This is a genomic window from Streptomyces sp. NPDC045701 (assembly GCF_056432045.1).
In genome coordinates this window covers 16,081-27,103 of sequence record NZ_JBWKJV010000049.1, presented here as the reverse complement: position 1 = coordinate 27,103, position 11,023 = coordinate 16,081, and the positions used below count along the sequence as shown (strand labels likewise).

Genomic DNA, 11,023 nt, shown 5'->3' with positions numbered 1-11,023 from the left:
CAAAGCGGCAGCAGCCTGATAGCCACACCCGATACCCCTGGGCGTCCCCACCCTACGAATGGGAGGACCAACCCGTCCAAAAAGGTAGAGCAGCCTGACGGGCGCGTCGACCGGCCGGACGGCACCGGGCGGTGAGCCGGGAACGAGCCGGTCCTCCCACGAGCGCCGGCGCTCACGGCAGCGATCCCGGTCCGGGTGGACCGGGATCGCTGCCGTGAGAAACGTGAAGCGCGCGAAGGGCGCGCAAGGAGCAGGACCCGCGCGCCGAGCGGCGCGCCTAGCCGTCCTTGCCCATCGCCTTCCGCACGGCGTCCTTCGTACGGTCCATCAGCGCGGCCACGGGCCCCGCCATGACGTTCGCCGCCGCCGACTCGACTCCCGGGTGCGGCCGGGTCGGTGCCATCGCCTCCGCCGCCTTCACGCCCCTGGCCATGGCGGCCAGCCCGGCGGCATCGGTACTGCGGCGGATGTGCGTGAACTCGTAGCGCTCCTCAGCACGGGCGTGTTCCTGCACGGAGGCCCTCAGCGTCAGCAGCCGGGGGAGGAACTTCGGGTCGTCCGGGTCCATGTCGTCGAGCATGGCGAGCGTCTCCTTGGCGGCGCGCTCCTCGGCGAGCCGGTCCTCCACCACCTGCTCACCGCCCGGGAGGCTGCGGCGCGCGAAGGGGTGGACGACCTCCTCCTCCGCGGTCTCGTGGACCGCGAGGAGCCGGACCAGCCGGCGGAAGGCGTCCCGCCGTTCGTCGCCCTCGCTGTGCTCCACCTCGTCGAACAGGTTGCGGATGTCGCCGTGCTGACGCATGAGCAGGGCGACGACGTCGTCGTCCGTGGAGTGGTCGTCACCGGCGGCGGGAGTGCGGATCTCGGACACGTCGGGTCTCCTACTTCTCGCGCATGGCCGGGTCGGGGTGCTCACCCTCGGTCTCGACGCGGTACTCGCGCCCGAACATCTCGTCGTGCTGCGTCATGACCCGCTCGCTCGGCGGCTCCTCACCGCCGTGGATCTGCGCCTGCAACTGCTCGAAGCGCTCGTGTGCCTCCCGCACGTAACCGGTGCCCAGGGTGGTCAGGTCCATCTGGGTGTCGAGCAGCTCCCGCAGGTACGCCTTGTTCGGCTCGAACGTCAGCACGTTCGGCAGCTCCGGCGCCAGCACCGACTCGGGGTCGCGGCCGTCGTGCCGGCGCATCAGGTCGCACGCCAGGTGCAGGTGCTCCAGCTCCATGTTGAGGTGCAGCTCCCAGACGGCCTTCACCTTGGGGTCGCTCTCCTGCTCCATGAAGGAGTAGTACAGGTAGCACTCGTTGTACTCGTGGTTGACGAGCTGCTCCCACCACGTCTCGCCCGGGTCGACCAGCGACTCGTAGTGAGTGACGTGCTCCTCCTCGATGAGGCCGATCTCCTGGTAGAGCTGCCGGGCGATCGGCTCCATGTAGGTGGGGCCGGTGTTCATGTAGAAGTTCATCGTCTGCTGCTCCGCCGACATGATCGTCAGCGCGTGCAGCTTCGACAGCGGATCGGTGGCGTTGCGGTCGTACGCGTCACGCACGTTGTCGAACGGGTGGCGGTGGTGGTACTTGGTCGGCCGGCCCGGCATGACCTCGTTGAGGTTGTCGACGATCGACTCGGCCTTGCGGTGCTCGATCATCTCGTACAGGTTCGCGTACCGGTACAGGTGGTCGAAGTCCTCCAGCACACCGAACTGGTACGCCTGCTTCAGGTACGGGTCCGGCTCCATACGGGCGACCCAGGCGGTGAGGTCGACGGCGACCTGCTCGTACGCGATCGTCGTCTCCAGGACCGACGACACGCCGGGCAGCAGCCAGTTCACCACCTTCTGCTGCTGCGCCTCGATGTAGCGGGTCTGGGCCAGCTGCCGCTTGACCTCCGGGTCGACGGTGTTGCGGGCCAGATTGTGGCTGAACAGGATGGCCTCGACCTCGATGCCGTTCATCGTGATGATGCGGCACCGGGTGTACGGGTCGCAGTGATCGGGGTCGATGGGGCTGACGTCGAGCTCGCGCCAGTTCCTGAGCTGACGGTCCAGCGGGATGCCCCGCTGCTGCAACGGATTGAACGTCATTCATGCCTCCATGGGGGGTGCACGGCTGGGTACCCCCGTATCCGCCGGAGGAACAGGACAGGGACAGGGGCCTGTACATCTCTGGCCATTCACGCGGCCGGTACCCCACGGGCCGGCTCGACACCACCCGGATGGCGGCTCCCTCCGCCTCACCCGCCCCGGGGGAGCGGCCCCACGTCCGGGTGCCGGCCCGGCCGGACCGCCGCGTGGCGCTGCCCGGGCCCCGGGCCGTCAGCCGCCGCCAGGGCGTCCGCGACGGCGCCGGTCACGAAGGCGTACACGGCCTTGTGCACGAGGTCCATTACCAGCTCCTCGCGGGGCCAGGTGGACGGCGGCGCGCCGACACCGGTGGCGTTCTCCAGGATCTGGTCGTTGGTGAGGCGGACCACCGCGAACTTCGCCGAGGCCACCGGCCCGCGCAGCCCCGCCCGCGCCATGACGGAACGCAGCACGCCGAGAGCTGCAGCCTGGCCGAAATGCATCGCCCAATTGACGGCGACGGGCTGCTTCCCGGCACGTTCGGGCATGCCGGTCAGTCGCTCCAGCACGCGTCCCGGCACATGGGAATCGGGTCGACCGGTGATCGCCTGCTCGACCTTCTCACCGAGGGTCATCACGACGCTCCCGGCGGTGCCCGCCAGCAGGCCCTGCCACAGCACACGCTTGATCATGGTGTGCCTTGTACCCGCCGCCCGGGCGCGTTCACCCACCACTTCGGGCCGCCCGGTCACCGGGCGAGGGCACGGCCGCACCCCGGCGGACAGCGGCCGGCAAGGGTATGTTGCCGGTACAGGACGGGCAAGACCACGCAGCCGAACGGAGAAACGGTGTGGAGCAGCGTTCACCCTGGGTCGTCTACGCGAACTTCGTCTCCGACGCGGCCCTGGGACTCGAGGCGGGCGCCGTGCTGGAACGGTGGGCGACCCAGGCTCCGCGCAAGGTGTGGCTGCTGCGCCCCGGGGACATCCTCGTGTCGCCGGTGCCCGTGTCCCGGGACTTCCTGACCTACGCGCTGGGCCTCCTGGGCGCCCCGGAAGCCGACGTGTCCGTCGTCCACGCCCCTGCCCGCCGGGGCGTCGCCATGGCCGAGGCGCTCAGGGACGACGGCCGGCTGGACGCGCTGAGCAGCCTCGCCGCCGGGCGTGCGGGGATCACCCTGCTGCCGACCGCTCTGGACGCGGCCACGGTCGCCCTCGCCGAGGAGCTGGGGATGACGGTGGCCCCGTACGCGTCGGCGCGGGCGGCGGCCGCCGCGCTGGACATCACGTCCCGGCTGAACACCAAGGCGGGGTTCCGGCAGGTCGCCGCCGAGCTGGACATCCGTACACCGCGAGGCCGGACATGCCGCCGCGACGGACTGCACGACGCGGTGCGCGAGCACCTCGCCGCCCATGGACGGGTGGTCCTCAAGCCCGACCGGTCGGCGGGCGGACACGGGATGACGTTCGTGTCGTCGGGGGACCCGTGGTGGACCCACGTGCAGGAGGACGGACTGGGCGGGGCGGAGGGCCTGTGGGTCGTGGAGGAGTGGCTGGACGTGGCCCACTCCGTGAGCATCCAGATGGAGACGGGACCGCGGGAGGTCCGGTCGGTCTTCAGCGGGGAAATGCGCACGGCGGGCGCCGTGTTCACGGGGTACGTCTCCCCGCTGACCGGGGCGGCCGCGGGCGTCCGGGCGGAGCTGGAGCAGTGGGGGAGGGCACTGGGACGGTACCTCGCGGACCGCGGCTACGCCGGGCCCTTCGGTATCGACGCGGTCGTCACTCGGGACGGGACCCTGGTGGCCACCGAGAGCAACATCCGCCGCACGGCCACCACCACCCCCCAGGCCATGGTCGCCCGCCTGGCCCGGGCGGCCGACCTGAAGGAGGACCCCGCGTGGCTCCTGGGGCAACACCGCGCCGCGACCGTGTACGGCTTCGCGGAGGCCGTGGACCGGCTGACCGCGGCCGGCATCGAGTGGCGGAGCTCCACGGGGGAGGGCGTGGTCCTGTACGCGGACGCGCCCCACGACGGCCGGTCGTGGCGCTACGCCATCACCGCTCCGGGGCACGAGCGGCTGCTGGAACTGGAGGCCCGGCTGGCGGACGTGCTGGGCTCCGACGGACGGCCCGGTGACCGGTGACCGGTCACCGGGCCGGCGGGACGGGCCTCCGCCACGGCGGCGCGGGACGCGTCACCGCATCGCCGACGCGAGCTCCTCGAGGAAGTACGCCAGCGTCTCGGCCCCCTGCACCAGGGCCTGGACCTCGACCTTCTCGTCATGGCTGTGCCAGCGGTCGTCCACCAGGCCGGTCCCGAAGAACAGCACCGGCGCGCCGAACTCGCGGGCCAGCTGCGCCGCCGGTGCCGCGCCGCCGTTGCGCATGCGGAGCGGCGGCCGGCCCAGCGCCCGGGACATCGCCCGCTCCAGGGCGCCCGGCGCCGGGTGCTCCGGCGGCGTGAGGTAGGGATCGGAGATGGTGGACGAGATGGTCAGGTCGTACTCGTAACCCTCCGCGCCGTGCTCGTCCACCCACCGGCGCAGTTGCCCGGCGACCTCGTCGGCGGTCTGGTCCGGCACCAGGCGCAACAGCAGATCGGCCCTGGCGGACGGCGGGATCACTCCGCGCGACGGTTGCTCGGCGTCCCCTCCCAGAAGGCTGCTGACCTCGACGGACGGGCGGGTCCAGAGGCGTTCCAGCGCGGTGCGGCCGTGCTCGCCCAGCACGGCGCGGGTGTGCGACTGCCGTAGCCACGTCGCCTCGTCGAAGGGCACGGCGTCGAGCTCCTCCCGCTCGCGCGGTGACAGCGGGGCCACGGCGTCGTAGAAGCCCGGCAGGGTGACGCGGCCCTTCTCGTCGTGCAGGAGTCCCAGCAGACGGCACAGTTCCGTACAGGCGTTGGGCGCCACACCGGCGACCGCGCCGCTGTGCACGTCGTCCCGCGCCCCGCGCACCACCAGCCGCCCGTTGACCGAACCGCGCACACCGGTGCACACCGCCGCGTCGGTCAGCGACCACAGCATCGTGTCCGACACCATGACGACATCCGCCGCGAGCCGCTCCTCGTGCTCCGCGAGCAGATCCGCCAGGTGCACCGAACCGATCTCCTCCTCGCCCTCGACCAGCAGCTTCACGCCCACCGCCGGTGCGGAGCGCCCCGTCGCCAGGTGGGCGCGCAGGGCCCACAGGTGGCACAGCGCCTGCCCCTTGGCGTCGGACGCTCCCCTCCCGTACATCCGTCCGTCGCGGATCACCGGTGAGAAGGGGGCCGTCTCGCGCCACTCCTCGGCCTTCACGGCGTGGACGTCGTGGTGGCTGTACACGAGCAGGGTCGGTGCCGCCGGGTCCTCGGCCGGCCAGTGCGCGTACACGGCCGGCAGCCCGTCGGTCTCCCACTCCTCCGCCACGGGAAACCCGGTGGCCTTCAGCGCGGACACCAGCCAGCGGGCCGAGCGGACGACGTCCGGGCGGTGCGCGGGGGCGGCGGACACGGACGGAATGCCCACCCACTCGGCCAGGTCCGCCAGCATCTCCGCCTCCCGGCGGTGCAGCTCCTCCCGCACACGCGGATCTCGTTCGCGCATCACTCCTCCTGCCGCTGTCGCCCCGTGTCGGCCCGGTACCCGGCGGTCACCCGGTGTCACCGGCCGAGTATCCACGGTGAGTCGAACCATGCCACCGGCCGGACTCCACCGCCTCGGGAGCCGATGCCACCCGGTCGCCGACCGTCACCGTCAACCGGGCCGAGCCGGACGTCATGCCCGGTGCGCGCCGCTCAGCAGCACGGCCAGCGGTACATCCCGATGCTGCTGGACCGCATCGCCAAGGGGACCTGACCACGGCGCACCTCGCCACCCACACCATGCCGCTCGACGCGGCGGTGGAGGGCTACGACAAGTCCAAGAGCGACGGCTGCGTCCGCGCCGTGTTCACCGGCCCAGGGCAGGCCGGCTGACGCCGCCGCCCGTCCGGGCCGCCCTCGCCCGGGCGGACCCGTGTACACCCGGAGTCGCTCCCCCGTGGGCCCCGCTCGCGCCCGCGCGCCCGCCGGCGTACCCCAAGGCGCCCCGTCCCGGGCATTGCGGCCCCGGGCCCGGCCCGCGACAGTGGGGGAGTCGTGCAGTCAGCCGACGTGAGCAGGCCGAGGGGGCCCCGTGAGGTACGCGCGCCAGAAGACGGTCCGGCCGGTGTCGCCGACGGGGCGGCGGGCGGTGGCGACGGCGGTCGCGCTCGCCGCCGCGTGCGCGCTGGGGCTGGCGACCGCGCCACCGGCGAGCGCGGAGGTCAAGTCCACGTGCGGCCGCTACATCTGCGTGGCCACCGCCTATCAGGGGCGTGACTACGTGCAGGACATCACGGTCACGACCCGGGACGGCCTGCCGGGGACGCTGCGCGCCTTCGTGGGCGACCACCGGGCGAGCAAGGCCGGCGTGACGCGGTGGAGGTTCGTCGTCAACCGGGAGATCAGGGCCTACCCGCGGCTGGCGGTCTGCGGGGGGCTGGACCGCAGCGGCAGGGTCATCGAGAACCACTGCGTGATGATCCCCTGACGCCCGCACCGTCGCGAGCCGCCGACAGGGCGCGCAGTTCCGGGACGCCGGCCACCGCCTCGTACACGGGCTCCAGGACCGCCCGGGGCAGGGGTGCCGCGACCGACAGCACGCGCCGGGTGCGGCGCAGCAGCCCGTCGCGGCCCGGCGCGTCCGGTCGCAACCGGGCGGACAGGGACCCGGCCTCGCCGCCCAGGACGCCGTGGAAGCAGTGGGAGGCGCAGAAGCCGTCCTCGAACCAGTGGGCGAGCGACTCCAGTACTCCGTGAGGTTCTTCCACCGCCTCCAGGCGGGGCCGGTACGCGGCCCAGAGGTGCTCCCGGGTCTCCTCGTAGGCGTCGGTCCACGCGGAGAACACCGCGGTCACGCCCGGTTCGGCGCACAGGTCCATGAGGCCGAGGACGACCCGTACGGTCTCCCCGGCGCCCGGCCCGGCGGTCTCCATCGCCAGGTCCGCCCACAGAAGCGCGGACTGACGGGCGGTCAGAGGCGCGCCCGGAAACGCCGGGTCCCGCCAGACGCCCTCGGCGTCGCACGTCGCGCCGTGGGCGACGAGCCACTGGCGGGCGAGTTCCTTGTCGGTGTCGGTGTCGGTGTCGGTGTCGGTGTCGGGGCTGGGCGGGGCGGCCATGGGTCTCCTTCCGGGGGCAGCGATCACCGTAGACGACCGGCGCGCCACCTCCGGGGGTGGCCCGTCCACCGGCCGCGCCCGCTCCGCTTCCCGGCGGTCCGCCGCTCGCACGCCGAGTGCGAGCCGCGGACCGCGCGGACGGCACGTTCGGGAACCGGCCACGGCTCGTTCGTGTCCCAGGGGGTGAAGGGCCGCGGCAGGGGGGACGGAAAGATGAACGCGTGGGTGGTCCCCGGCTACACGGAGACCGGAGAACTGGGCTCGGGCGCCAGCGGCCGGGTGGTACTGGCGGTGCACGACGGGACCGGCACCCCCGTCGCGGTGAAGTACCTCGGCGACCGCCTGCGCCGGGACCCGGCGTTCGTGGGGCAGTTCCGGGCCGAGGCCCGGCTGCTCGGCGCGCTGCGGTCGCCGTACCTGGTCCAGCTGTACGAATACGTGGAGGCGCCCGGCGGTGCCGCCATCGTGATGGAGCTGGTGGACGGCATCGCCCTGCGCGCGGTGCTCAGGCGGTCGGGGAGCACCGACCCCGAGGCCGCCCTGGTCGTGCTCAAGGGCTCGCTGCTGGGCCTGGCCGCCGCCCACCGGGCGGGGGTGGTGCACCGCGACTACAAACCGGAGAACGTCCTGGTCGCGGCCGACGGCTCGTCCAAGCTGGTGGACTTCGGCATCGCCGCCGACCACGGCACCACACCCGGCGTGGCCGGGACGCCCGCGTACATGGCCCCCGAGCAGTGGCAGGGGCGGCCCGCCTCACCGGCGGCGGACGTGTACGCGGCGACCGCCACGTTCTACGAGTGCCTGACCGGACGCAAGCCGTTCACCGGTCAGAACCTCGCGGAACTGGCCCTCCAGCACATCGAGGCACCGGTTCCCGAGACCGAGGCCCCGGAAGCGGTACGTCCGCTCATCCGCCGGGGTCTCGCCAAGCGGCCCGAGGAACGCCCGGTGGACGCCGAGGCGTTCGTGGCCGAGCTGGAGGACCTGGCCCGCGCGGCGTACGGACCGGACTGGGAGGAGCGCGGTCAGCGCAAACTGGCGGCGCTCGCCGCGCTGCTGCCGCTGCTGTTCCCCTCGGCGGGCGGCTCGTCGGCGTCGGCCACGGCCTTCGCCACGACCTCGCTGTGGGCGCCGGGGAGGAGCGGCTGGCTGGGGGCCGGCGCGGCGCTCGCCCTGGGGCTGCTGCTGATCCTGACGCAGGCCGGGGCTCTGGAGCGGACGGACGGGGTGGCGGCGGGAAGCGTGTCGGCGACGACCCGCGCCCTGCCGCTCGCGGGCGGCCCGGGCCACCCTGCGCCGCCCCCGCCGGGGTCGTCGTCCGCGACGTCCTCGTCACCGTCGTCGTCGGCCCCGGAGCCGGGTTCTGCCTCCCCCTCCGCGCCGGCCGGTACGCCCTCCGCGCCGGCGCCGGTGTCCACCTCGGCCGGCCCCCCGGCGCCCCTGCCCAGCCCCCCGTCGGCCCCGACGACCACCACACCGGCGGACACCGGGCCGACGACGGCACCGCCGACCACCGTGCCACCGTCCCCGTCGGCGACCGTGAAGGCGGTCGCCGTCACCTCGTTCCGGCAGACCGACGTCACGGCGGCCCAGGTGACGCTGTCCGTCGACGCCTCCGGCCCGGCGACCGTCCTGCTGGAGTGGTTCAGCAGCGACGCACGGGGCACGCCCGGCGCGTCCGAGGGCTCTCTGACCTTCCCCGCCGGCACGGCGGCGAACACCCGGACCCTGACCTTCTCGGGCCAGGGCTGCTACTGGGGCGTGCGCGCCACGACGACCCCGGCGGCCGACAACGGTGCCGCCACCCGGGAGATCCTCATCAGGCGGTGCGAGATCCGGTGAACGACGACGACTACAGCGCCACCGCCCTCGGCAGCGACTGGATCAGCGGACCGCCCGTACCGCCCGCACCGCTCGTGCGGACCCTCGTCGCGCCCGACCGGGCCGACGGCTCCGTGCTGCGCTTCGGGCCCGGGGTCACCGCCGCCGCCGTGGCGACCTTCCCGGTGGTCCCGGGGCCCGCGCCCGCCCCGCGGCGCGCCGGCCCGCGCCGGTACGCGCTCGCGGCGGCCGTCCTGGTCCTGGTCCTCGGCCACCTCGCCTGGCAGCGCCACGGGCCGGGCGTCGAGGTCCACGACGTGGCCGTGACGGCCGACCCGGCCGGACCCGCCTGCGGGGCCGCGGCCGACGTGGTGGCCGTCGTCCGGACGAACGGCCGCCCGGGGACCCTGACCTACCGGTGGCTCCGCAGCGACGGCACCCGTTCCGAGCGGCTGACCGAGCGGATGCCGCAGGGCCGCCGGGAGGTCACGCTGCACCTGTTGTGGACCTTCCAGGGCCCGGGTCACTACCCGGCCGAGGCCCGGCTGGAGCTGCTGGAACCCGCCGAGCGCACGGCGTTCGCACGGTTCACGTACCACTGCGCCGGGTAGCCGCCGGCCCGCGCGTCCCCCGTGACGAGCGGGGGCGGGGCGAGGCGGTGCGCGTGCGGCGGCTCAGCCGGAACCGGAAGCGGCCCCCGGTTCAGGCGCGGAACCCGCACCGGAACCCGGGCCCGCACCGGAACCCGGGCCCGCACCGGAATCCGGGCCCGCACCGGAATCCGGGCCCGCACCGGAATCCGCACCGGAGGCGGTCTCCCCGCCGGGCCGGCCGGGGTGGTGCCCCGGCCGGGCCGGGGGACCGGCCAGCGGGGTGGGCGAGAGGTCGGCCGGTTCCTCGCCGGGCTCCAGGAGGGTGTCGGCGGCACCGACGATCAGCGGATCCGGCTCGCCGACGGCCGCCACGTCCTTGTTGCCGTAGTCGATGCGCCAGAGCAGGCTGCGTATCGCCTCCAGACGCGCCCGCCGCTTGTCGTTGCTCTTCACCACCGTCCACGGCGCGTGCTCCGTGTCGGTCGCCCGGAACATCGTGACCTTGGCGGTCGTGTACGCGTCCCACAGGTCGAGGGACGCCAGGTCGGTCGGCGACAGCTTCCACTGCCGTACCGGGTCGACCTGACGGATCGCGAAACGGGTGCGCTGCTCGGCGCGCGACACCGAGAACCAGAACTTCACCAGCAGGATCCCGTCCTGCACGAGCATCGACTCGAAGAGCGGGCACTGGCGCAGGAACCGTTCGTACTGCTCGTCGCTGCAGAAGCCCATGACCTTCTCCACGCCCGCCCGGTTGTACCAGGAGCGGTCGAAGAAGACGATCTCGCCGGCCCCCGGCAGGTGGGCGACGTACCGCTGGAAGTACCACTGGCCGGCCTCCCGCTCGGTCGGCTTGTCCAGCGCGACGATCCGGGCACCCCGGGGATTGAGCCGCTCGGTGAACCGCTGGATCGTGCCGCCCTTGCCCGCCGCGTCCCTCCCCTCGCAGATCACCACCAGGCGGGCTCCGGTGTCCTTCACCCAGCGCTGCAGTTTCAGCAGCTCGATCTGCAGGATGCGCTTGGTCCGCTCGTACTCCGCCCGCCGGATCTTCCGGTCGTACGGGTAGTTCTCCCGCCACGTACGGATCGGTGCGCCCGCCGAGTCCAGCAGCACCGGCTGCTCCGGTCGGCTGTCATCCACGCTCAGGCCCGCCAGGAGATCCTGCGGCCGCTCCGGATCGTTGTCCACCATGTCCCACCCATACCCGGACCCGCCCGGATCACCGCACGCCGCCCGGATCGCCGCCCCCCCAGGCCGTCGCGCCCCCGCCCACCTCCTCGCCCACCCCGTTCGCCGCACCCTCCCGGGGTGCAGCGGAGCGGCGGAGGGCGGAGCATGAACGTGAATGAAGTGACCAACG

10 protein-coding genes are annotated in these 11,023 nt (G+C 73.5%); 4 read left to right on the top strand and 6 right to left on the bottom strand.

The genetic code is table 11. The features are described 5' to 3' along the window. Window positions 1–277: 277 nt before the first annotated feature. From AC07DW_RS29335 to AC07DW_RS29325, 3 genes are all read right to left on the bottom strand, one after another. Window positions 278–871: a hemerythrin domain-containing protein gene (locus AC07DW_RS29335; protein WP_478860704.1), complete on the bottom strand. Its 594-nt coding sequence runs from the start codon at window positions 869–871 to the stop codon at window positions 278–280. Between the two features lie 10 nt (window positions 872–881). Beyond that, a complete protein-coding gene (locus AC07DW_RS29330) occupies window positions 882–2,081 on the bottom strand; it encodes a hypothetical protein (RefSeq protein ID WP_478860703.1) in 1,200 nt (399 codons plus the stop codon). Between the two features lie 149 nt (window positions 2,082–2,230). Next, window positions 2,231–2,752: a hypothetical protein gene (locus tag AC07DW_RS29325; RefSeq protein WP_478860702.1), complete on the bottom strand. Its 522-nt coding sequence runs from the start codon at window positions 2,750–2,752 to the stop codon at window positions 2,231–2,233. Window positions 2,753–2,910: 158 nt separating this feature from the next. On the opposite strand from AC07DW_RS29325, the gene AC07DW_RS29320 reads away from it, so the two are divergent. Further along, complete coding sequence (locus tag AC07DW_RS29320; RefSeq protein WP_478860701.1) at window positions 2,911–4,206, top strand: preATP grasp domain-containing protein; 1,296 nt, start codon at window positions 2,911–2,913, stop codon at window positions 4,204–4,206. Between the two features lie 51 nt (window positions 4,207–4,257). Here AC07DW_RS29320 and AC07DW_RS29315 read toward each other — a convergent pair whose 3' ends face one another. After that, window positions 4,258–5,649 carry a M20/M25/M40 family metallo-hydrolase gene (locus AC07DW_RS29315; protein WP_478860700.1) on the bottom strand — a complete coding sequence of 464 codons (1,392 nt, stop codon included), beginning with the start codon at window positions 5,647–5,649 and terminating at the stop codon, window positions 4,258–4,260. Window positions 5,650–6,219: 570 nt separating this feature from the next. On the opposite strand from AC07DW_RS29315, the gene AC07DW_RS29310 reads away from it, so the two are divergent. Then, a complete protein-coding gene (locus tag AC07DW_RS29310; RefSeq protein WP_478860699.1) occupies window positions 6,220–6,615 on the top strand; it encodes a hypothetical protein in 396 nt (131 codons plus the stop codon). Here AC07DW_RS29310 and AC07DW_RS29305 read toward each other — a convergent pair. Beyond that, window positions 6,584–7,246, bottom strand: coding sequence for a hypothetical protein (locus AC07DW_RS29305; RefSeq protein ID WP_478860698.1), 663 nt, complete (start codon window positions 7,244–7,246; stop codon window positions 6,584–6,586). The genes AC07DW_RS29310 and AC07DW_RS29305 overlap by 32 nt on opposite strands. 213 nt (window positions 7,247–7,459) lie before the next feature. Here AC07DW_RS29305 and AC07DW_RS29300 point away from each other — a divergent pair, with 213 nt between their 5' ends. Both AC07DW_RS29300 and AC07DW_RS29295 read left to right on the top strand, forming a co-directional pair. Continuing rightward, the gene (locus tag AC07DW_RS29300) at window positions 7,460–9,088 is read left to right on the top strand and encodes a serine/threonine-protein kinase (protein ID WP_478860697.1); all 1,629 of its coding nucleotides are present in this window, start codon (window positions 7,460–7,462) and stop codon (window positions 9,086–9,088) included. Continuing rightward, entirely contained in the window at window positions 9,073–9,678 is a 606-nt protein-coding gene (locus tag AC07DW_RS29295) for a hypothetical protein (RefSeq protein WP_478860696.1), read from the top strand. The genes AC07DW_RS29300 and AC07DW_RS29295 overlap by 16 nt, the downstream gene beginning before the upstream one ends. A gap of 63 nt (window positions 9,679–9,741) precedes the next feature. Here the strand turns inward: AC07DW_RS29295 and ppk2 are convergent, their stop codons facing one another. Continuing rightward, window positions 9,742–10,854 carry a polyphosphate kinase 2 gene (ppk2, locus tag AC07DW_RS29290; RefSeq protein WP_478860695.1) on the bottom strand — a complete coding sequence of 371 codons (1,113 nt, stop codon included), beginning with the start codon at window positions 10,852–10,854 and terminating at the stop codon, window positions 9,742–9,744. Window positions 10,855–11,023: the final 169 nt, after the last annotated feature.

What these genes read in the sequence shown, in the direction of transcription:
- AC07DW_RS29330 (WP_478860703.1), bottom strand. Translation starts at nt 2,081, where the DNA reads ATGACGTTCAATCCGTTGCAGCAGCGGGGCATCCCGCTGGACCGTCAG.
- AC07DW_RS29325 (WP_478860702.1), bottom strand. Translation starts at nt 2,752, where the DNA reads ATGATCAAGCGTGTGCTGTGGCAGGGCCTGCTGGCGGGCACCGCCGGG.
- AC07DW_RS29315 (WP_478860700.1), bottom strand. Translation starts at nt 5,649, where the DNA reads ATGCGCGAACGAGATCCGCGTGTGCGGGAGGAGCTGCACCGCCGGGAG.
- AC07DW_RS29305 (WP_478860698.1), bottom strand. Translation starts at nt 7,246, where the DNA reads ATGGCCGCCCCGCCCAGCCCCGACACCGACACCGACACCGACACCGAC.
- AC07DW_RS29300 (WP_478860697.1), top strand. Translation starts at nt 7,460, where the DNA reads ATGAACGCGTGGGTGGTCCCCGGCTACACGGAGACCGGAGAACTGGGC.
- ppk2 (WP_478860695.1), bottom strand. Translation starts at nt 10,854, where the DNA reads ATGGTGGACAACGATCCGGAGCGGCCGCAGGATCTCCTGGCGGGCCTG.